This window comes from Ketobacter sp. GenoA1, from assembly GCF_003671475.1.
Taxonomy (GTDB): domain Bacteria; phylum Pseudomonadota; class Gammaproteobacteria; order Pseudomonadales; family Ketobacteraceae; genus Ketobacter.
Genome location: NZ_RCHM01000042.1, coordinates 935,368 through 957,378 on the forward strand (window position 1 = coordinate 935,368; position 22,011 = coordinate 957,378).

A 22,011-nucleotide genomic window follows, 5' to 3' on the forward strand; every position below is an offset into this window, starting at 1 on the left:
AGATTCAGAGCACATCATGTCAGGAAATTCTTTTGGAAAGTTGTTTACCGTCAGCACTTTTGGCGAGAGTCACGGTGTCGCCCTGGGCTGTATCGTGGACGGCTGCCCACCGGGCCTGGATCTGTCTGAGGCGGACTTGCAACGGGATCTGGACCGGCGCAAACCCGGCACTTCAAAGTACACAACTCAGCGCCGGGAAGATGATGAGGTTCAGATCCTGTCCGGGGTGTTCGAAGGCAAGACCACCGGCACGGCCATCGGCCTGCTCATCAGAAACAAGGATCAGAAGTCCAAGGATTATTCGGATATCAAGGATACTTTCCGTCCCGCCCACGCGGATTACACCTATCAGCAGAAATACGGGGTGCGGGATTATCGTGGCGGCGGGCGTTCTTCCGCCCGTGAAACCGCCATGCGGGTTGCCGCCGGCGCCATCGCCAAGAAGTACCTGAAAATCCGGTATGGAATAGATGTGCGGGGGTATGTCTCGCAAATCGGTGATATCACACCAACCGCGTTCGATTGGGATGCAGTGGAACAGAATCCGTTTTTCTGCCCTGATCCGGCGGTGGTACCACAGATGGAAGCGCTAATCGACCAGCTGAGACGGGACGGCAGCTCCATCGGCGCCAAGGTCACGGTGGTCGCCACCGGGGTCATGCCGGGATTGGGCGAGCCCATCTTTGATCGCCTGGATGCGGATCTGGCCCATGCCCTGATGAGCATCAATGCGGTGAAAGGGGTGGAAATCGGTGCCGGGTTCCAGTGTGTGACGCAGCGGGGTGAACAGCATCGGGATGAGCTGACGCCGGAAGGGTTCCTCAGCAACCACGCCGGGGGCATCCTGGGCGGGATTTCCTCCGGTCAGGACATCGTTGCCAATATAGCGCTCAAGCCAACCTCAAGTCTGCGTATACCGGGGCGCAGCATCGATACCAGCGGTAACGCACTGGAAGTGGTGACCACCGGGCGTCATGACCCCTGTGTGGGGGTACGGGCGACACCCATTGCCGAAGCCATGATGGCCATTGTGCTGATGGATCACCTGTTGCGTCATCGGGGGCAGAATGCGGATGTTCATTCCTGCACTCCGGTGATCCCGGGCCGCGTCCAGGAATAAGTGGTGTCGGAACGGGTTCCCTATTGGCGTTTATCCGGTTTCTACTTCTGGTATTTCGGTTTGTTGGGTTCCATGCTGCCTTTCTGGGGCCTGTTTCTGCGTGAAGAAGGTTTCACGCTGGCTGAAATCGGCCAGTTAATGGCTGTTCTGGTGGGCACCAAACTGGTTGCCCCCAATGTCTGGGGTTGGCTGGCGGACCATACCGGCAAGCGGCTTCAAGTCATTCGTGGCGGCGCGCTGCTGGCCGTGCTTATCTTCGGCTTCATGTTTTTAAAACCCGGATTCTGGGGCATGGCCCTGGTGATGGCGGGTTTCAGCTTTTTCTGGAATGCGATTCTCCCCCAATTTGAAGTCATTACCCTGCGCCATCTGGACACAGCCACCGATCAATACAGCCGCATAAGGGTGTGGGGATCCGTTGGATTTGTGGTCGCGGTGGTGGGCCTGGGTTGGTTTTTTGAGAACCATTCCCTGCAGACATTGCCGGCTATTCTTGCTGTGATGTTGTTGCTGATCGCGCTATCCAGTTTTGCGGTCAGCAGCCCGCAACATTCGGTCCGTCATCAGGGCAGTCTGAAGGCCTTCGTGCAGCAATTGAAATCACCGCAGCCTATTCTTTTTTTCGCCATCTGCTTTCTGTTACAAGTATCCCACGGCCCCTATTACACCTTTTTTTCCATCTATCTGGGGGATTTTGGTTACAGCAAGTCCCTGATCGGCTGGTTATGGGCGTTGGGTGTGATCGCCGAGATTGTCGTGTTTCTGCTGGTGCACCGGCTGTTTGGTTATTTTAGTGTGCGCAGTCTGACTATTGCCTGTTTGTTCATCGCCGCTGCACGTTGGCTGGTGACCGGGCTGTACCCGGAGCATCTACTGATTATCCTCATTGCCCAGGTCAGTCATGCCGCCACATTTGGCGTGTTCCACGCCATTGCCATGCATCTGATTCATCAGTACTTCAGCCCCACGGCGGCGGGGCAGGGGCAGGCCATGTACAGCGCGCTGAGTTTCGGTGCCGGCGGCGCTTCGGGGGCCTTTCTTTCCGGCTTCATTGTTGAAAACTGGGGTGGATCCATGGCTTACTTTATGGCAGCCACTGCCGCATTGGCCGCTGGACTGTTAGCCATGGCGCTGGCAACACATTCTTCATACAGGGTATCCCATGACGGAACTCAATCAGCTTAAACAAGATGTAATGGAAATAGGGCGCTGGGTGGAATCCCACAATTGGTGCCCGGCAACCAGCGGCAATCTGTCCGCACGTATTGATGATCAGCGTATTCTCATCACGGTGTCGGGGAATGCCAAGGGAGCGCTCACCGAGGACGACCTGATGGAGGTCAATTCCCAGGGCGACCCCTACAACAGCGACAAAAGGCCATCGGCGGAAACCCTGCTGCACGCCCTGATTTATGGTCACATGCCCGATGCCGGCTACGTCATCCATACCCATTCGGTCTATGGTACGGTATTCAGCCGGGTGATCTGGAGTGGCGACATTCGTTTTAACAATTACGAAATGCAAAAGGCGTTCGCAGGGGTGACCAGCCATGAGCAGGAAATTGTGGTGCCGGTGATCCCCAACAGCCAGAATATGGTAGAGCTGGCCAAAGACGTGGATGCTTATCTGCGTGCAGGCCCGGTATGCCCGGCGTTTATCCTGGCCGGCCATGGCATCTACAGTTGGGGCACAACCGTTGCGGATGCCAAACGTCACAGCGAAGCCATGGAGTTCCTTATGGAATGTGAATACAAAAGTTGCTTGCTGCTGAAATAGAGGAAAAGACAATGAGCACATTGTACGTCTTTAACGACAAGAGCGCGGCCCAGGCCGACGTGGTTACCCAGGATCTGCAGGAAATTGCACGGATACTCGGTGAAAAAGGGGTGCGCTTCGAGCAGTGGGAAGCGAACTTCCCGATCACCGCACAATCCACAACCGATGACATTCTGGCCGCTTACGCCGACTCGATTAATAAGCTGAAACAAGAAGGCGGCTACCAGACAGCGGACGTCATCAACATGACACCGGATCACCCCGACAAGATTGCACTGCGTAATAAGTTCCTCAATGAACACACTCATTCAGAGGACGAAGTTCGTTTTTTCGTAAAAGGCGATGGGTTGTTTTACCTGCACCTGAGTGATGGCGTTTATGCGGTGCAATGCTGCAAGAACGATCTGATCAGTGTGCCGGCAAACACTCAGCATTGGTTTGATATGGGCGACAGCCCCAATTTCACTGCGGTACGCCTGTTTACCAATCCCGATGGTTGGGTAGCCAACTTCACCGGCGAGAAGATTGCCGATGAGTTCCCCCGCTATGAGGCCCTGGCGAAGTGAGCATCAAAGCCATCGTAACCGATATTGAAGGCACCACCACCAGCATCTCGTTCGTTGCAGATACCTTGTTCCCCTATGCCAAAGCACGAATCCAACAGTTTGTATTGGATAATGCCGAGCGGCCTGATGTTGAGCAGGAAATCAGTGCGGTCAGGGCGGAGGCCGGGGAGCCCGGTGCCAGCCTGGAGCGGGTGGGGGAGATACTGGTTAACTGGATTGAACAGGATCTCAAAATCACACCACTGAAAACCTTGCAGGGCATGATTTGGCGGCACGGTTATGAGAGCGGGCAATTAAAAGGCCACCTGTATCAGGAAGTGGCAGCGGTGCTGCGTAGCTGGAAACAGCAGGGACTTTCCCTGAACGTCTATTCGTCCGGTTCTGAAGCGGCACAGGTTCTGCTTTTTGGATACAGCGAAGCCGGTGATCTGACGGCGCTATTCGACCATTTTTTCGATACCAGAATCGGTGGCAAGCGCGATGCGGCTTCGTATGAGCGGATCAAGAATACGCTGCAACTGCCGGGGGCGGAGATACTGTTTTTATCCGACGTAGTGGCAGAGCTGGACGCTGCCCATAGCGCCGGGCTGGTTACCATGGCCTTGGACAGGGAATGCATCGGTGACGGCTTTGGTGCTCATCCTCATGTCACCAGTTTCCTGCAAATCGACCTGAATCACCTGGCCTGACCGTGAAGCAACACGCCCTGTTTGCCTACGGCACCCTGCAGTTACCGGAGATTACTGAACGCATCATTGGGCGGACGCTGCCGGGTGATGCTGCCTGGCTTGATGGTTATCGTTGTGGCCTGGTTGCCCGGGCCAATTTTCCCGGCATCACAGCAGCCCCTCATTGCCGGGTCCCCGGCACGCTATTATACGGTGTGACGCAGGCGGAACTTGAGCACCTGGATAGATATGAGGGTGAGCTGTATCGTCGAGTGCGGACCGAGGTCAGGTTGAGTGAGCAGGATAGCCTGATTCAATGCTGGGTCTATGTGATTGCCGCCTGGGCACAGGCCCGTGTTACCGATACACCGTGGACCATCGAGTGGTATCGGCAACAGGGCATGAAGGGTCGGTTGACTTACCGTTATTAGCAGCTTGCTATTATTGCTCAGCAACAGGCATGGGAAATGGCCTCGATATGCCGATGATCGGTTCCGCAACAGCCGCCATAGACCCTTAAATCGGGCAGTAGATGCTTCAGTTCCTTATAGGATTCACCAAGCGCCTGTGGATCTCCCGCATCCAGGGTTACCGAGTTGTCCAGATCGGCGTGGCTTTTGGTGGAGGCATTGGCGCGGATGCCCTTGATACGGCTCAACCAGTGCTCCCCCTGCAAGTGGTTCTGAAAATGAGAGGGGTGCGCGCAGTTCACCATGTAGTACAGGGGCCCCTCATTGGTGGCTTGGTCCACGGATTCAATGGCGTCCCGTAGCGGCATGCCATTGATGAGCTGGCCATCGGTCTCCACAGTAAACGAAATCACCACCGGGATTTCCAGTTGTTGTGCGGCCTGCGTAATGCCGATGGCTTCATCGGTATAACACAGGGTAAGGGCGCTGATCAGATCCACTCCCGCTTGCTGCAGCCAGAGAATCTGTTGCTGGTGATAATCCTTGGCTTCAGCGCTGCTCATAATAAATGCTGGCTGATAGCCATCACTGCGGGGGCCTATGCAGCCACTGATCAGGGTGGCGGTTGCCCCAGCTTCGCTTTGGAGCTGTTTCATTTCATCAACCGCTTTGCTGTTCAGTCGCTGCAGATCGGACAGGCTCATGTCCATGCGCAGGGCCCAATCTGGGCTGGCCCGCCAGGTGGGTGTGTCCAGGATAAAGCCAACCTCCTTGCGGGCGGCAATGGCTAAATGGCGGCGATAGTAGTGTCTCAAGGTTTCGCGGCCGGCTGCCGAGTCCAGCAACGTAAAGGCGGCAAAGCAGGGCAGCTCCAACCCTTCATGGAATACCAGAGTGGTTTCCAATCCGCTGTCGGTAAGGTATGGTTGGTTATTGAGCTTGCTCAGTATTTCATCGAACATGGTATCGCTTCCTGTGTGGTCAAACGCTGTAGGGTGTGGGCAGGAAGTGTATGGAGTCTGCTGTTCAAAAGCAGTGGACCAGAGGTCAGGACTTGGCCGTTAAAATTCACAAAATAACTGTACCTTTGGTACAGCTAGGGGACCCTGGTTGTCATCATGGCGAGCAACACAAAAGCGGTAGGCACCCGTGAGCGGATACTGGGAGTGGCTGAATCGATCATATTGAACCATGGGTTCTCCGCCACCTCCATCGACGACATCATAAAAAATGCGGCCATCACCAAGGGTGGTTTTTTTTACCATTTTAATGGCAAGAAAGATCTCGCCAGGGCATTGATTGAACGTTACCTGGAACAGGACAACCGTATATTCGATGAGTTGTTCCTGCTTGCAGATCAGTCCTCGGATGACCCGCTTCAGCAGTTGCTGGCGTTTCTCGGTTTGTTTGCAGACATGCTCGAGAATCTGGATGAGACCCATCCGGGGTGTCTTGTTGCCGGCTTTACCTACGAGAGCCAACAGTTCGATGAAGAAATACGGGAACTCATCAAGCAGGGGGTTCTGGTATGGCGTAAATTGATTCAGATTCGACTGGACAAAATCGCAGATAAATACCCCATGAACACCGACGTTTCCATCATCGCGCTGGCGGATATGTTCACATCCTGTGTCGAAGGTGGAATCATTCTCTCTCGCATATTCATGAGTAACAACTCGTTGGTACAGCAGGTGCTACTTTACCGTGAATTCCTGCGCCTGGCTTTTGCGCACAAAACCCCTTAGCGGATCAGATTCCGGGGGCTTCCAATAGATCCAGAATCGCTTTGGCTGCATTGGAAAGAGAGTGCCCCGGGTGATACACCACGCCCAGATGACGATTCAGGGAAACATCCCGGATCGGCAGTTCTACCACCTCAGAATCCAGCATGGTGGCAGGGAGCACCGTCCAGCCCAGGCCGATGGAGGCCATCATCTTGATGGTTTCAAGATAATTGGTTGAGATCGGCACTTCAATGTTCAGTGTCCGCTCCTGAAACAGGCTCTCGACGATTCTTCGCGTGAACGTGGACATACTGGGCAAAATGGCGGGATGTTGCGCCAGGCTCTGGATATCGATGTCGGTGGCGGCAGCCAGTGGGTGATCCACCGCAACCATAAAGGCCAGTGGATCTTCCCAGATGGGAATGGTTTTAAGGGTGAGGTCTTGGTCCGGTGGTAAGGTAACAATACCCACCTCCAATTTGCCGTGCATCACCAGATCAAATGCCATCTCTGAGTCAATGAACTGGATGTCCAGCTTTACCTGCGGATACAGGCGGGAGAACTGTTTCAATATCGGTGGTAAGCGGTGTAAACCAATATGATGGGAGGTTCCAATTTTCAGGGTACCGCTGACGTCATTGCTCAGGCTCGACATGGCCCTGCGCAAATCCTCCATTTCCAGCAGAATGCGATTGGCCCGCGGCAGCAGATCGCGGCCGGATTCCGTCAGGGTGATCTGGCGGCCGATGCGGTCAAACAGCTGACAGTTCAATCCGGCTTCCAAAAGGCTGATGCGTTTGCTGACCGCGGGCTGGGTCAGGTGCAGCTGCTGGGCAGCCAGTGAGAATGATCCCAGCTCGGCCACGGCAACGAATGCCTTGAGTTCCCCGATTTCCATTGATTTCACCCTCGATTATTCGTTGTATTCCATATGGTAATGCAATGAATAAAAAATATGAATTTGTTTTATGGAGCGGCTCCCTTTAGGATTGGCCCAATTGAGAGTGTCATTGTTGATAGAGTAACTGTTGAGAGGAACCACCATGGCAGGCAAGACATTGTATGACAAGTTGTGGGATGACCACGTTGTCAAACAAAGGGAAGATGGAACGGCATTGATCTACATCGACCGCCAGTTGTTGCATGAAGTCACCTCGCCCCAGGCGTTTGAAGGTCTGCGTTTGGCTGGGCGTAAACCCTGGCGCATCGATGCCAACATTGCGACCCCGGATCACAATGTGCCCACTACCGACCGAAGCGGCCCCATAGCAGATGAGGTGTCCCGAATTCAGGTACAGACCCTGGACGATAATTGCGATGAATTCGGTATCCTCGAATTCAAAATGCAGGATCACCGCCAGGGTATAGTGCATGTCGTGGGGCCGGAGCAGGGGGCAACCTTACCGGGTATGACGATTGTCTGCGGTGACAGCCATACTGCGACTCACGGTGCGTTCGGTGCCCTGGCCCACGGTATTGGTACTTCTGAAGTTGAGCATGTGTTGGCAACCCAGTGCCTGATTCAGAAAAAGATGAAAAGCATGCTGGTGCGGGTGGATGGTGAATTGGGCCCCGGTGTGACAGCGAAAGACGTGGTGTTGGCCATCATCGCCAAAATCGGCACTGCAGGCGGCACCGGATATGCCATCGAGTTCGGCGGCAGCGTAATCAGAGGCCTGTCGATGGAAGGCCGCATGACCGTCTGTAACATGGCCATTGAAGCTGGCGCACGTGCCGGTATGATCGCGGTTGACGAAAAAACCATTGCCTATTTCGAAGGCCGGCCCTACTCGCCCCAGGGCGATGACTGGGAGAAAGCGGTTGCCTACTGGCAGACCTTGCAGAGCGACGACGATGCAGAATTTGATGCTGTCGTGGTATTGGATGGCTCGCAGATTAAACCCCAGGTGAGTTGGGGGACATCACCGGAGATGGTGGTGGCCATCGACGAGGCCTTGCCGGACCCGGACCGTGAATCGGACCCGGTCAAGGCAGAAGGCATGCGCCGTGCTTATGAATACATGGGGCTCAAACCGGGTATCACCATGTCAGATGTAGTGCCGGATCGCGTCTTTATCGGCTCCTGCACCAACTCGCGTATAGAAGATTTGCGGGCAGCGGCGGCCATTGCCAGGGGGCGCAAAGTGTCCCCCAAGGTGAAGCAGGCAATGGTGGTGCCAGGGTCGGGCCTGGTAAAATCACAAGCGGAAAAAGAAGGCCTGGATAAAATCTTTGTTGAGGCTGGTTTTGAGTGGCGTGAGCCTGGTTGTTCAATGTGCCTGGCAATGAATGCCGACCGCCTGGGTGATGGCGAGCATTGCGCCTCCACATCCAATCGAAATTTTGAAGGGCGACAGGGGTATGGTGGCCGCACCCATCTGGTGAGCCCGGCGATGGCGGCAGCGGCGGCGATTGCCGGTCACTTTATAGATGTTCGAGACATGGCCTGAGCCCAGGGGAGAGTGAGAGATGGAAAAATTTACCCAGTTTGAAGGTATTGTTGCACCATTGGATCGAGCCAATGTGGATACGGACCTGATCATTCCCAAACAGTTTTTGAAGTCCATCAAGCGTACCGGCTTCGGGCCCAATCTATTTGATGAGCTGCGTTACCTGGATGAAGGGCAGCCGGGCCAGGATTGCAGTCACCGCCCCATCAATCCTGATTTTGTATTGAACAAGCCACGTTACAAAGGGGCCAGCGTTTTACTGGCGCGCCGTAATTTTGGCTGTGGTTCCAGTCGGGAGCATGCGCCCTGGGCTTTGACCGATTTTGGCTTTCGTGCGGTATTGGCACCCAGTTTTGCGGACATTTTCTTTAACAATAGCTTTAAGAATGGCTTGTTACCCATTGTTTTAGATGAAAAAATAATCGATGAGTTGTTCCAGCAGGTTGCTGCCAATGAGGGTTACTCACTGACCATTGACCTGGAAACCCAGCACATCATCAAACCAGACGGCAGCCGTATCGAATTTTATGTGGATCCGTTCCGTAAGCATTGTTTGCTGGAGGGGCTTGATGATATCGGGATTACCTTGCAGGATGCCGAGTTGATCAAAGCATACGAAGCCCGGCGCAAAGCAAATTCGCCCTGGTTGTTCGATGTCATCAAATAAACCAAGCAGTAGGAATTGAGATGTCTAAAAATGTTTTGATTATGGCCGGTGACGGCATCGGGCCGGAGATCATGGCGCAGGCGGAAGCCGTTTTGCGTTTCGTCAATGAAGACGAGGGCCTGGGATTGGAGTTTGAACACGCCCTGGTGGGCGGGGCGTCCATTGACGCTGCTGGTGTACCCCTGACGGAAGATGCCCTGGCCTTGGCAAAGTCAGCGGATGCCATCCTGTTTGGTGCCATCGGCGGGCCAAAATGGGAGTCCCTGGAGATAGCGATTCGCCCGGAAAAAGGGCTGCTGAGACTGCGTTCGGAGCTGGAACTGTTCGGTAATCTGCGGCCAGCCATGCTCTATCCACAGCTGGCCAGCGCCTCCAGCCTGAAGCCGGAGCTGGTTTCCGGGCTGGATATCCTGATAGTGCGTGAACTTACCGGTGGCATATACTTCGGCCAGCCTCGAGGGATACGCACGCTGGAAAACGGCGAGCGCCAGGGCTACAACACCTATGTATACAGTGAATCAGAGATCATCCGGATTGGTCGCATGGCCTTTGAGGCGGCCATGAAACGGGGCAAGAAGCTCTGTTCTGTGGATAAGGCCAATGTCCTGGAAGTAACCGAATTGTGGCGTGAGATTATGACCGATCTCAGTAAAGAGTATCCGGAAGTCGAGTTAAGCCATATGTATGTGGATAACGCGGCCATGCAACTGATCCGGGCTCCCAAACAGTTCGATGTCATGGTTACGGGCAATATGTTCGGCGATATTCTCTCCGATGCAGCGGCCATGCTGACCGGGTCGATCGGCATGCTGCCGTCGGCCTCCCTGGATAAGGACAACAAGGGCATGTACGAGCCCTGCCACGGCTCAGCCCCGGATATTGCCGGTAAAGGCTTGGCCAATCCCCTGGCCACCATTCTCTCTGCCGCCATGATGTTGAGATATTCCCTGGGGTATGGGGCTACTGCCGATCGCCTTGAAGCCGCTGTCAGTAAGGTGCTGGATCTGGGCTACCGGACTGCGGATATCTACACCGACGGCAGCCAGAAAGTAAGTACCGCCCAGATGGGTGAAGCCGTCTTGAATACAGTGAAATCAAGTAGCTGATTGAACACAAACAACGATCAAGCAACCAAGTGTTGAAGAAGGATGTTATGAGTAAGACATACGATGTAGCAGTAGTGGGTGCCACCGGTGCGGTGGGTGAAACCATGATGCGGGTACTGGAGGAGCGAAACTTTCCGGTCGGCACTCTTTATCCACTGGCCAGCGAGCGCTCAGAGGGAAAGATCGTCCAGTTCAAGGGCAAGAATATTCGGGTACAAAACCTGGCCGAGTTCGATTTCTCCAAGGTTCAGATCGGCCTGTTCTCCGCCGGCGGGTCGATTTCCGCTGAATTTGCACCCAAAGCCGCTGCTGCGGGCTGTGTGGTTATCGATAATACCTCCCATTACCGCTATGAAAAGGATATCCCTCTGGTGGTGCCGGAAGTGAACCCCGACAAGATTGCGGAGTACAAGACCCGCGGCATCATTGCCAATCCCAACTGCTCAACCATACAGATGCTGGTGGCATTGAAGCCCATCCATGATGCGGTGGGTATCGAACGCATTAATGTGGCCACCTACCAGGCGGTTTCCGGCACGGGTAAAGAGGCGATCGAGGAGCTGGCCGTACAAACCCGGGATCTGTTGAACGGACAGCCTACCAAAGCCGAAGTGTACCCCAAGCAGATTGCATTCAATGCGCTGCCACACATCGATGTGTTCCAGGAAAACGGCTATACCAAAGAAGAAATGAAAATGGTTTGGGAAACCAAGAAGATCTTTGGTGACGACAGCATTGAAGTCAATCCTACCTGCGTGCGCATACCGGTTTTTTATGGGCATTCCGAAGCCGTGCATATCGAAACCCGTGCCAAGATCAGTGCCCAGCAGGTCACCGAACTGCTGCAGGCGGCACCCGGAATAACCGTGCTGGATACCCGCCAGGATGGTGGCTACCCCACGGCGGTAACCGATGCTGCCGATAAGGATGACACTTTTGTTGGACGTATCCGGGAAGACATCTCTCATCCCCGGGGTATCAACCTCTGGGTGGTGGCGGATAATGTTCGCAAAGGGGCGGCCACCAACAGCGTGCAAATCGCCGAAGAGTTGATAAAACACTATTTATAATTGATACTTACCTCAATCTTGTCAGGCTGGTTCTAGATTAATCAGGTAACTGGGTCACGATTATTCAAGAATTTGCCTGACAACCGCAAATTGAAAGCTATCCTTGTTAGGGGTAGCTTTCAAAAAATGAATGGCTCTCCTAAGCAAGTTAATAGTTTAGTAAATCAGCAGGTTGCTGGATTCGTATTTGTTGCAGTCGGGTTGATGAAGGGGATCGCCTAGCTTGCCGTCAGGCCACGCCGAGACCTAACGTGACAAATTTAAGAAAAACGAAGGGATGGCTTTGCCGTCCGGTGGTCATATAAGCGAAGGAATAGATAATGGTTCGTAAACTTGCCGCTGCAATGCTTGGTGTGGGTGTACTTATCCCTGGGTTGGCCAACGCACTGGGTTTGGGCGAAATCAAGCTCAATTCAGCTTTGAGTGAACCGCTGGACGCTGAAATCGAACTGGTGCAGGTAAGAGAGCTTACTTCCAATGAGATTTTACCCGCACTCGCTTCCCAGGAAGATTTTGCTTCTGCCAACGTAGAGCGCTTCCATTTTTTGACCGATCTCAAATTCGAGGTAACCGTCAATGATCAAGGGAAGTCGATCATCAAGATCCGCTCCCGAAAGCCCGTAAAAGAGCCGTTTCTGAATTTTCTGGTGGAAGTGAACTGGCCAGCGGGGCGCCTGTTGCGGGAATACACGCTATTGCTGGATCCTCCGATCTACAGCAGCCAGCAGGCCGATAGCGTCGCAGCGCCAACAACCTCGTCTGCAACGCCCACCCGTTCAGTGCAACCGGTTACCACCACCTACCAAACGGATTCGCCACAGCCGTCCTACAGCAGTGGCGAATACGCCCAGGGCAGCCAGGCCGGTACGCATACCATCGGCAGTAACGACAGCCTTTGGAGCATCGCCAGAAGCATGAAGCCATCAGACAGGGTCAGCATCCAGCAGACCATGATGGCGATTCAGCGCAAAAACCCGGATGCCTTCATTGACGACAACATCAATTTACTGAAGAAAGGCGCCGTATTGCGCGCCCCCACTGAAGAAGAAGTCATGCAGCTGTCCAGTCGCGATGCGATTGCCATGGCGGCAGAGCAAAACCGTCAATGGCGGGAACGCATTTCAGGTTCTTCAGATACGGAAGCTCGCCAGATTGACCTCAGCGGTCGTAGTGTTAGCCGCGAACAGGATCCCGCCAGTGGCCAATCACCGGACCGCTTGAAACTGGTGTCCGCCGGCACCGACAGCAGCGATACAGGGCAGGGTGGCGCGGGCGATTCTGGTCAGTTACGGGATCAATTGGTGGTAGCGGAAGAGACCGTCGACAAGTTCAAGCTGGAGAATGAAGAACTCCGCTTGCGTATGTCTGACCTGGAAGACCAGTTGGATACTTCAGAAAAGGTTCTTACCTTAAAGGATGAGCAAATCGCCGCCTTGCAGGCAAAACTACGGGAACTGGAAGCGGCGCAGCAAGCCGAGATGCAGGCAACCCCGGCAGTGGAAGACGATACATCCGAACCGGTGATGGCCGGTGACCTGATCACCGAAGAGCCCGAACAAGCCCCAATGGCAGAGGACGATGTCACCACCGGTGAGCTGATTGCTCCGGAAGAATCATCGGAGGAGGGCGTTGACTATAACTTTGCCGAAGACACGGGTGAAAGCGAAGATGAAATGGTTGGCACCGAGGCCATGCCCTCCACCGCAACCGATGCTGAAGATCCCGCAATGGATGCAGAGCCCGATTTGGCCGGGGTCGAGGTGGAGGAGCCCAAGCAACCTGAACCCGCGCAACCACCTGCGGTATCGCAGCAGGATTTGGTTAGCCAGATCCTGTCCAACCCCATGTACCTTGCCGCCGGTGGTGGAGCCATTGTACTGTTGATCGTACTGGGGCTGGTGGCGGCGCGCCGCAAGCAGGCCGGGGCCGAACTTGAGGAGGATATCCCCGAAGAGTTTGATTTGCCTGAAGCCCATGGTGGTGATGACCTGTTGGAACTGGATTCCGTCAACCTGGAAGAAGACGATGCGTTCGAGGAAGCGGTTGAAGCCAGTGCGGATGAGGAAACCGTTCCACAGACATCGGATGTGATTGGGGAAGCGGACATTTATATCGCTTACGGCCGATTCCCGCAGGCCATCGAGATGTTGGAGAAAGCAGCGGAAAGCGAGCCAGACAGAGCTGACATCCGTCTGAAACTCTGTGAGGTCTGCGCTGAAGCCAACGAACCCGAGATCTTTATGAATCACTATCGGGTGCTGCAGGATGTGGGAACCTCAGCCGACGTCAGCCGGGCCGACGGCCTGCGTGACAAACTGAGCAGCGTGCCTGAGGATAGTGTGTCGTCAGACCATGGCGCTGATCAGGATGGCGATGACACCATATTAGCGGATTCAGCTGCTGAAAGTTTTGATTTTGATGATCTGGATTCAGCACTGTCGGAGCCCGGGGAAACACCCGCCAGCGAGACAGGCAGCGAAATAGAGAGTGAGCTGGAGCAGGAATCCGATACCGGTCTGGATTTCGATCTGGGTGACCTGGAAGACACCGGAACCAGTTTCCCGGCGGATCAGGCGGAAGCCGGAACTGAAGAACCCTCCGAGCAGCAAAGTGCCGCTGAAGTGGCCGGCCTGGATTTTGACCTGAACCTTGATCTGGATGACGAGGAAGACAGCCCCAAAACTGAAGACGATGCCAGCACCCTGGACTTCGACCTGGATACCGCCTTTGATTCCGACAGCAGCAGTGCTGCCCCCGCGGAACCCACCAATGAATCGGATGAAGTGTCTCTGGATTTTGATACCGATTTTTCACTGGATGAGGTAAGCGGCGCCGGAAGCACCGAAACCCCGGATGACAGCAACAAAGATTTGTCCATGGATTTCAATGTTGAAGAACCGGAAGCCCCTGCGGAAGAGGTGCCTGAGTCCAACGACATGGACTTTGATCTGGACTTTGACAGCTCCACCACCGAACTGGATGAGACACCATCGCTGGATTTCTCCGATTCAGAAGAGGCCCCGGCTGAGCCTGCGCCAGAAGCACCGGCAAGCTCCGAATCAGAGGACGATCTGGAATTGGATTCACAGTCCGCGGCGCAGTTGGCCGATGAGCTGGACCTTGATCTGGATGCGGATTTTCTGGACAGTGGGGAGCCTTCCGATGCGGATGTGCCCGCCGACGACGATCAAACGATCATAGCCGACATGACGCCCCCTGCTGCACCCGCGGCTCCGGCGGCCAATGATATGGACGATTCCGGTGAAGAGCTTGATTTTCTGTCCGATGCCGATGAAGCATCCACCAAGCTGGATCTGGCCCGAGCCTACATTGACATGGGGGATCGCGATGGCGCCAAGGACATACTGGATGAGGTCATGATCGAGGGTAATGACAATCAAAAAAGCGAGGCCAAGGATCTGTTGACCCGTCTGGAGTCTTGATTCGTATTACACAACTTCGTAACATTCGCGCAAGAGGGCCTGCAGGCCCTCTTTTCGTTTTCTTCAGGGGCAATGTATGCGAGTGGCGTTGGGTGTGGAATATGATGGCAGTCATTACTGTGGCTGGCAGCGTCAGAAGCATGATCCCGATTCAGTGCAGGAGCATCTGGAACGCGCGCTCGCCAAAGTGGCCGATCATCCCACGCGGGTAATATGCGCCGGCAGAACCGACACCGGGGTGCATGGCGTGGGCCAGGTGGTGCATTTCGATACCCGTTCCCACCGCCCAGAAAAAGGCTGGGTATTTGGCAGCAACCGAAATCTTCCCAATAGTATTTCTGTACGCTGGGCCAAACCGGTTGCGGATGATTTTCACGCCCGATTTTCTGCCCTATCCCGTGCCTATCGTTACGTGATTTATAACCACCCGGTGCGGCCGGCATTGGGAATGCAACATCTGACCTGGAACTATCGCCCCCTTGATGTCGCTCTGATGCAGCAAGCCGCCGATGTCTTGGTGGGTGAGCATGATTTCAGTTCCTTTCAGGCCCAGGGCTGCCAGGCCAAGTCCCCGGTGCGCACTATCCATCACATCAAACTCAGGCGACACGGCCATCTGATCGTTATGGATATACAAGCCAACGCGTTTTTGCAGCATATGGTGAGGAACATCGCCGGCGTGTTGATGGCCATCGGTTGCGGCAAAGAACCCCTGCAGTGGGTAAATCAAGTGCTCGACCACCGTAACCGTGCCCTCGGCGGTGTCACTGCGCCACCGTTTGGCCTGTTCTTTATGAGAGTGGGCTATCCGGAAGAGTTCGGAATCCCTGAACCGGAGCGCGATATTCCCTTCATGCCACTTGCGGATACCCTGAGCTGACCTAGACCTTGCCTAATCCTTTCCGCAGATTCGGATTAATCTGTTAAAATCCCGTTCCTTTTACGGAATTGAGAGTATCCAGCTTTGACCCGGGTAAAGATTTGTGGAATCACCAATACCGAAGACGCTTTGGCGGCGGTGGATGCAGGTGCCGATGCCCTGGGCTTCGTGTTCTTCGAGCCAAGCCCCAGAAATGTTAGCGTGGATACCGCCAAAACCATTTTGGCGAATTTGCCCCCGTTTGTGACCAGTGTGGGTTTGTTTGTCAATGCGGATGACCGGTTTTTAGGGGGGGTTCTCGATGCACTGCCGTTGGATCTGTTGCAATTCCATGGTGACGAAAGCGAACACCGCTGTCGGCGTTGGAACAAGCCCTACATCAAAGCGGTCAGAATGAAAGACGGCGTTGATTTGGTGGCACAATGTCACACATACCACAGCAGTCGTGGTATTCTTCTCGACACCTATATGTCAGGCACACCAGGCGGAACCGGTCAGGTTTTCGACTGGGAAAAGGTGCCCCGCGACCTCGATAAACCCATCGTTCTGGCCGGTGGCCTGGACCCCTCCAATGTGGCTGCAGCGATACGACAGGTTAAGCCCTGGGCCGTCGATGTGAGTGGAGGCGTCGAGTCTTCCAAAGGCAAGAAAGACCATGCTTTGATTAAAGCTTTTATCACAGGAGTACACAGTGTCTCAGAATGAGCGTGATTTTCTGAATACGCCGGATGATCTTGGAAATTTTGGCCCCTATGGTGGGCGCTTCGTTTCCGAGACGCTTATGTCTGCGTTGGATGAACTGGAAGAGATCTACCTGAAATTGTCAAAAGACCCTGAATTCCAGGCAGCCTTTGACAAGGATTTGGCCCATTATGTCGGCCGTCCCAGCCCTCTTTATCATGCTGAACGTTGGTCTGAGCAATTGGGTGGAGCACAGATTTACCTTAAGCGTGAGGATTTAAATCACACCGGTGCCCATAAAGTGAATAACACTATTGGTCAGGCTTTACTGGCCAAGTACACCGGTAAGCGGCGGGTCATCGCCGAGACCGGTGCCGGGCAGCACGGCGTGGCCAGCGCCACGGTGGCAGCGCGGCTTGGGCTGGAATGCGAGGTGTTTATGGGGGCGGAGGACATCAAGCGTCAGTCCCTTAACGTTTATCGCATGAAGCTTTTGGGTGCCAAGGTGACTCCTGTTACTTCCGGTACCAAAACCCTGAAAGATGCCATGAACGAAGCGCTCCGGGATTGGGTAACCAATGTGGACGATACGTTTTATATCATTGGTACTGTAGCCGGCCCCCACCCTTATCCCATGCTGGTTCGGGATTTTCAGTGTGTGATTGGCCGTGAAGCGCGGCAACAATGTCAGGATCAAACGGGGCGCCTGCCCGATGCGTTGATTGCCTGTGTTGGCGGTGGCTCCAATGCCATAGGTCTGTTCCATCCGTTCCTCGCCGATGAGTCGGTGACCATGTACGGCGTGGAGGCAGGCGGCCTAGGTCTGGCCAGTGGTCAGCATGCCGCGCCATTGTGTGCTGGTCGGCCCGGCGTGCTGCATGGCAACCGCACCTATCTGATGGAGGATGGTGCCGGGCAGATTATGCATACCCATTCCGTTTCCGCCGGCCTTGATTATCCTGGGGTCGGGCCTGAACACTCCTGGCTCAAAGATTGTGGCCGAGTGAATTATGTTGCGGCCAACGATGATGAGGCCCTGGCAGCATTCCGCAACCTGACCCGCATTGAAGGGATCATGCCTGCCCTGGAGTCCAGCCATGCGCTGGCTTACGCGGCCAAACTGGCGCCGACCATGACCAGAGACGATATTATTATCGTCAATCTATCCGGCCGTGGTGACAAAGATATTTTGACCGTTGCCGAGATTGACGGCATCAGCCTCTGACAGGGTGCTTTTGATAAGGTTTTAAGGAGTTTACAAGATGAGCCGCATCACAGCGTGCCTTCAGAATTTGAAGCAACAGAACAAGAAAGCCCTGATCCCCTTTATTACAGCCGGCGACCCCCAGTTGGAGGTAACCGTGCCGTTAATGCATAGGCTGGCAGAGCAGGGTGCAGACATCATTGAGTTGGGTATTCCCTTTTCTGACCCCATGGCGGACGGCCCGGTGATTCAGTTGGCCGATGAACGGGCGCTGGCTAACGGCGTAACCACCACCCATGCACTGGAGATGGTCAAATCCTTTCGCGAAACCAATCAGGATACGCCCATCGTGTTAATGGGATACCTGAATCCGGTGGAAGTGTATGGTTATGAACAGTTCGCCCAAGATGCAGCGGCAGCCGGTGTGGATGGTCTTATCATTGTGGATTTACCGCCGGAAGCAGCGGTAGAGCCCATCAAACTGTTTGACGCGGCGGGCCTGGACACGATTTTTCTGATTGCACCCACCACCAGTGATGCCCGAATTGCGCGGATTGCTGCCAGTGGCCGAGGTTACCTGTATTACGTTTCCCTGAAGGGTGTGACCGGTGCCGGCAACCTGGACGTGGAGGGGGTAAACAGGAAGTTGGAAACAATTCGTAAAACAACGGATTTGCCCATTGCGGTAGGCTTTGGTATCAAGGACGCTGAAACCGCGCGCCTGATCGGTGAGAACGCTGATGGGGTAGTGGTTGGCAGTGCCCTGGTGAAGTTGATTGCCGAATTTCAGGATGATCGCGATACCATGATGTCCAAGGTATCCGAATTCGTTCAATCCCTGCGCCACGGCCTGGATCAGTAATAATAAACATAATGAAATCAGGGTGGCGTTGTTATGAGTAGCAGCTGGCTGGGAAAGATACTACCCAGTGTAGGAAGAAGTTCGACCAAAAAGACCGAAGTACCTGAAGGTTTGTGGAAGAAGTGCGCAAAGTGCGGTGCGTTCCTTTATCGGCCGGAGCTGGAGAAGAACCAGGACGTCTGCCCCAAGTGCGACCATCACATGCGTATCAATGCCCGCCGGCGCCTGGATTTGTTTCTTGATGCCGAAGGCCGGGAGGAACTGGCGGCGGAACTGGAGCCGGTGGACCGCTTGAAGTTCAAAGACAGTAAGCGCTACAAAGATCGCCTGGCCAGCGCCCAGAAAGGCACCGGCGAAAAAGACGCCCTGGTGGCATTCCGGGGCACGGTTCAAGGCTACCCGGTGGTGGCGGTGGCTTTCGAGTTTGAGTTTCTGGGTGGTTCGATGGGAACCATCGTCGGTGAGAAGTTCGTACGGGCAGCCAATGCCGCTATCGAGCACAGTTGTCCTTTGGTCTGTTTTTCTGCCAGCGGCGGCGCCCGGATGCAGGAGGCCTTGTTCTCACTGATGCAAATGGCAAAAACCAGTGCGGTGCTGGAAAAACTGAAAGAAAACCGCCTGCCGTTCTTTTCGGTGATGACCGATCCTGTTTATGGTGGGGTGTCCGCCAGTCTGGCCATGCTGGGCGATATCAACCTGGCTGAGCCCAATGCGTTGATTGGTTTTGCCGGGCCGCGGGTTATCGAGCAGACCGTACGCCAAAAACTGCCGGAAGGCTTTCAGCGCAGTGAGTTTTTACTGGAGCACGGCGCCCTGGACATGATTGTCCATCGCCATGAGTTGCGCGATACGTTATATCGGTTGATGGACAAACTGTTACCCCAAAATGCAGCTTGAAGATTGGCTGAGCCGCCTGGAGAAACTCCATTTCAAATCCATCGATATGGGATTGGAGCGTATCCGGGTGGTGGCTGAGCGCCTTCAGTTACTCTCTGACAACCCCTTCATTTTCACAGTAGCCGGCACCAACGGCAAAGGCTCTTCGGTTGCCCTGATCAATGAGTTTTTACGCGCCGGCAATCATACAACCGGCGTTTATACCTCTCCCCACCTGGTTCGATTCAATGAAAGAGTCATGATCAATGGTTGTCAGTGTGATGATGAGCAGTTGGTGCGGGCGTTTGCAGCCGTTGAGGCGCAGCGGGGGGATGTCAGCCTAACCTATTTCGAATTTACCACCCTGGCTGCCATTTGGTTGTTCAAGCAGGAAAACCTGGATGCCTGGATTCTTGAGGTCGGTCTGGGTGGGCGTCTTGATGCGGTCAATGTGTGGGCGCCTTCTATTGCGGTGGTCACCAGCATCGACCTGGATCATCAGGAATGGCTGGGGTCTGACCGCACCCAGATCGGGTACGAAAAAATTGGCATCGGCCGAGCGGGTCGGCCGCTGGTGATCGGTGAAGCTGATTTACCGCGGGATGTCGCGGAGCGGGCAGGGCAGATGGGCTGTCAGTTATACCAGCAGGGCGATCACTTTGACTGGCAGGCAACCGAGTCCGGCTGGTCGGCCACGGTTACGGGTAACGATGGGCGGCAATGCCGGTATGAGCAGCTGACCACACCGGCCATCTACTTGCAGAACGCAGCCACCGCGCTGCAGGCACTGGTGTTGGCCCCGTTCCCGCTTTTGCCGTCACAGTATAATCAGGCCTTGTCCCGGGTGTCGGTTACCGGGCGCCGTCAGGTGATTCACGATCACCCCAGGGTGATGCTGGATGTGGGGCACAACCCTCATGCAGCGAAAGCCCTTGCCCACTATCTGAAGGCGCTTCCAAAGCGCCGGGTACATTGCGTAATCGGCATGTTGGCGGATAAGGATATTCTCAATACAGTACTGGAATTGTTGCCGGTGGTGGACCATTGGTATCCGGCTGAACTGCAGGCGGAGCGAGCTGCGCAGGCCGGTGACTTGCGGCAGCGGCTACTGGACGCAGGTGCCCGGTGTGACGCTCCCCAGCCCAGCCCTTCAACAATTTGCCGGAAACTGGTGAAAACGGTCGACAAAAATGATCTGATCCTGGTATTTGGGTCCTTTTATACCGTTGCAGACGTTATACAATACAGCGGTTTGATGCACTCGGATAAGGATTAGATCATTGGATCAAAACTTGAAGCAGCGGTTAGTGGGCGCCATTGTCCTGATCTCATTAGCGGTCATATTTTTGCCTCTGGTGTTCGATGGGCAGCAACAACGGGTCAATTCCGCGGACTACGCTTATCCGGAGCAACCCGCGATGACGATTCAGGCGCAGGATTTCAGTACCCTCGAAGATGAGGCGCGATCGGTGATCGCCCAGGTAGAACAAACCGAAGCCCGCAAAGCAGCAGAGGAAACCCGCTCCACGGAAACCTTTTCCGCCGAGCCCGATGCTGCTCCCAAGACCCCGGAATCGCTCCCTGTGGAAGACTATATCGCCCAAGAACAGGAAGTGGATCGCGCGATTCAGAATGCTGCGGATAACAGGGTGGATCTGGCGGAGGCCTGGATTATTCAGGTTGGGGCCTTTTCCAGTCAGGAGAATGCAAACCGCCTGCGTGACAAGCTCAATGATGCCGGCTACAAGGCATACACCAAGGCAGTGGCAGGTTTGCATAAGGTGTATGTGGGGCCGGAAATAAGGCGCCACCGTCTGGAGCAGCAAAAAACGGCACTGGAACGGGATTTTAAGCTTAACACCCTGATTTTAAAGTATATTCCTTGAGGGGTGTGGATTAGGAATTTAACAGAGGCTCTGTTAGAATGCGCCCTTTCCACATTCAATCGGATTTCCCAGGTATTTCCCATCGATGAGCATTGCTGATTATGTCATTCTCGGCATTATAGGTCTTTCCATGGCCCTCAGTCTGCACCGCGGATTTACCTTGGAAGCACTCTCGTTGGTGACCTGGATAGCGGCCTTTGTAATTGCCCGGCTGTTCAGTGTGCCGTTGGCCATCGTTCTGTCAGACTGGGTTGATCCGCCTTCGGCCAGACAACCACTGGCGTTCATTGCCCTGTTTATTCTCACCATGATAGTGGGTGCGCTGATCAAGCACCTGATCAAAGAAGTGATTAAAGTGACCGGTCTGACCGGAACCGACCGGGTTCTGGGCAGTGCATTCGGATTAGTGCGTGGCTGCCTGCTGGTAGTAATCTCACTGGCCGTGCTTGCCCGCATGACTCAGATGCCGCTGGACCCCTGGTGGAAAGAGTCCATGTTGATTCCTCATTTTATGATGGTGGAAGACTGGACAGCACAAACGGGGCAGGTGATCTGGGAGAAGATCATGGATATTGGCGCTGAATAGAGATCGCTATTTGCGCTATTATAGGAAAATCCAGG

At 54.5% G+C, this 22,011-nt stretch carries 22 protein-coding genes; 20 read left to right on the forward strand and 2 right to left on the reverse strand.

Translation table 11 applies throughout. The features are described 5' to 3' along the window. Window positions 1–16 precede the first annotated feature (16 nt). The 6 genes from aroC to D9N13_RS18010 are packed head-to-tail and all read left to right on the forward strand — an operon-like array spanning window position 17 to window position 4,562. Complete coding sequence (aroC, locus tag D9N13_RS17985) at window positions 17–1,120, forward strand: chorismate synthase (protein WP_290592865.1); 1,104 nt, start codon at window positions 17–19, stop codon at window positions 1,118–1,120. Window positions 1,121–1,123: 3 nt separating this feature from the next. Further along, window positions 1,124–2,305: an MFS transporter gene (locus D9N13_RS17990; RefSeq protein ID WP_290592867.1), complete on the forward strand. Its 1,182-nt coding sequence runs from the start codon at window positions 1,124–1,126 to the stop codon at window positions 2,303–2,305. Further along, a complete protein-coding gene (locus D9N13_RS17995; protein ID WP_290592869.1) occupies window positions 2,283–2,897 on the forward strand; it encodes a methylthioribulose 1-phosphate dehydratase in 615 nt (204 codons plus the stop codon). Before D9N13_RS17990 ends, D9N13_RS17995 begins: the two co-directional genes overlap by 23 nt. A gap of 11 nt (window positions 2,898–2,908) precedes the next feature. Further along, window positions 2,909–3,463 carry a 1,2-dihydroxy-3-keto-5-methylthiopentene dioxygenase gene (locus D9N13_RS18000; RefSeq protein WP_290592871.1) on the forward strand — a complete coding sequence of 185 codons (555 nt, stop codon included), beginning with the start codon at window positions 2,909–2,911 and terminating at the stop codon, window positions 3,461–3,463. After that, a complete protein-coding gene (gene mtnC / locus D9N13_RS18005; protein ID WP_290592873.1) occupies window positions 3,460–4,152 on the forward strand; it encodes an acireductone synthase in 693 nt (230 codons plus the stop codon). The genes D9N13_RS18000 and mtnC overlap by 4 nt, the downstream gene beginning before the upstream one ends. A gap of 2 nt (window positions 4,153–4,154) precedes the next feature. Next, a complete protein-coding gene (locus D9N13_RS18010) occupies window positions 4,155–4,562 on the forward strand; it encodes a gamma-glutamylcyclotransferase family protein (protein WP_290592874.1) in 408 nt (135 codons plus the stop codon). 17 nt (window positions 4,563–4,579) lie between these two features. Here the strand turns inward: D9N13_RS18010 and D9N13_RS18015 are convergent, their stop codons facing one another. Continuing rightward, window positions 4,580–5,503 (reverse strand): homocysteine S-methyltransferase family protein, encoded by a 924-nt coding sequence (locus tag D9N13_RS18015; protein WP_290592876.1) that lies wholly within the window; start codon window positions 5,501–5,503, stop codon window positions 4,580–4,582. Between the two features lie 156 nt (window positions 5,504–5,659). On the opposite strand from D9N13_RS18015, the gene D9N13_RS18020 reads away from it, so the two are divergent. Continuing rightward, entirely contained in the window at window positions 5,660–6,286 is a 627-nt protein-coding gene (locus D9N13_RS18020) for a TetR/AcrR family transcriptional regulator (protein ID WP_290592879.1), read from the forward strand. Window positions 6,287–6,290: 4 nt separating this feature from the next. Here the strand turns inward: D9N13_RS18020 and D9N13_RS18025 are convergent, their stop codons facing one another. Then, complete coding sequence (locus D9N13_RS18025) at window positions 6,291–7,163, reverse strand: LysR family transcriptional regulator (RefSeq protein WP_290592881.1); 873 nt, start codon at window positions 7,161–7,163, stop codon at window positions 6,291–6,293. A 145-nt stretch (window positions 7,164–7,308) separates the two neighbouring features. Here D9N13_RS18025 and leuC point away from each other — a divergent pair, with 145 nt between their 5' ends. From leuC to D9N13_RS18090, 13 genes are all read left to right on the forward strand, one after another. Next, window positions 7,309–8,715, forward strand: a complete 1,407-nt coding sequence (leuC, locus tag D9N13_RS18030) for a 3-isopropylmalate dehydratase large subunit (RefSeq protein WP_290592883.1) — start codon at window positions 7,309–7,311, stop codon at window positions 8,713–8,715. A 19-nt stretch (window positions 8,716–8,734) separates the two neighbouring features. Then, window positions 8,735–9,382: a 3-isopropylmalate dehydratase small subunit gene (leuD, locus tag D9N13_RS18035; RefSeq protein ID WP_290592885.1), complete on the forward strand. Its 648-nt coding sequence runs from the start codon at window positions 8,735–8,737 to the stop codon at window positions 9,380–9,382. Between the two features lie 20 nt (window positions 9,383–9,402). Further along, window positions 9,403–10,488, forward strand: coding sequence for a 3-isopropylmalate dehydrogenase (gene leuB, locus D9N13_RS18040; RefSeq protein ID WP_290592887.1), 1,086 nt, complete (start codon window positions 9,403–9,405; stop codon window positions 10,486–10,488). Window positions 10,489–10,535: 47 nt separating this feature from the next. Further along, complete coding sequence (locus tag D9N13_RS18045; protein ID WP_290592889.1) at window positions 10,536–11,558, forward strand: aspartate-semialdehyde dehydrogenase; 1,023 nt, start codon at window positions 10,536–10,538, stop codon at window positions 11,556–11,558. Between the two features lie 320 nt (window positions 11,559–11,878). Continuing rightward, entirely contained in the window at window positions 11,879–15,001 is a 3,123-nt protein-coding gene (locus D9N13_RS18050) for a FimV/HubP family polar landmark protein (protein ID WP_290592891.1), read from the forward strand. 76 nt (window positions 15,002–15,077) lie between these two features. After that, entirely contained in the window at window positions 15,078–15,881 is an 804-nt protein-coding gene (truA, locus tag D9N13_RS18055; RefSeq protein ID WP_290592892.1) for a tRNA pseudouridine(38-40) synthase TruA, read from the forward strand. Window positions 15,882–15,965: 84 nt separating this feature from the next. Then, the gene (locus D9N13_RS18060) at window positions 15,966–16,586 is read left to right on the forward strand and encodes a phosphoribosylanthranilate isomerase (protein ID WP_290592894.1); all 621 of its coding nucleotides are present in this window, start codon (window positions 15,966–15,968) and stop codon (window positions 16,584–16,586) included. Further along, window positions 16,573–17,787: a tryptophan synthase subunit beta gene (trpB, locus tag D9N13_RS18065; RefSeq protein WP_290592896.1), complete on the forward strand. Its 1,215-nt coding sequence runs from the start codon at window positions 16,573–16,575 to the stop codon at window positions 17,785–17,787. The genes D9N13_RS18060 and trpB overlap by 14 nt, the downstream gene beginning before the upstream one ends. A gap of 37 nt (window positions 17,788–17,824) precedes the next feature. Then, window positions 17,825–18,628 (forward strand): tryptophan synthase subunit alpha, encoded by an 804-nt coding sequence (gene trpA, locus D9N13_RS18070; protein ID WP_290592898.1) that lies wholly within the window; start codon window positions 17,825–17,827, stop codon window positions 18,626–18,628. A gap of 33 nt (window positions 18,629–18,661) precedes the next feature. Next, a complete protein-coding gene (accD, locus tag D9N13_RS18075; protein ID WP_290592899.1) occupies window positions 18,662–19,525 on the forward strand; it encodes an acetyl-CoA carboxylase, carboxyltransferase subunit beta in 864 nt (287 codons plus the stop codon). Beyond that, on the forward strand, window positions 19,515–20,780 hold the full coding sequence (gene folC, locus D9N13_RS18080) for a bifunctional tetrahydrofolate synthase/dihydrofolate synthase (RefSeq protein ID WP_290592901.1): 1,266 nt from the start codon (window positions 19,515–19,517) through the stop codon (window positions 20,778–20,780). Before accD ends, folC begins: the two co-directional genes overlap by 11 nt. 16 nt (window positions 20,781–20,796) lie before the next feature. After that, window positions 20,797–21,390, forward strand: a complete 594-nt coding sequence (locus D9N13_RS18085; RefSeq protein ID WP_290592903.1) for an SPOR domain-containing protein — start codon at window positions 20,797–20,799, stop codon at window positions 21,388–21,390. Between the two features lie 85 nt (window positions 21,391–21,475). Continuing rightward, entirely contained in the window at window positions 21,476–21,976 is a 501-nt protein-coding gene (locus tag D9N13_RS18090; protein ID WP_290592905.1) for a CvpA family protein, read from the forward strand. Window positions 21,977–22,011 lie beyond the last annotated feature (35 nt).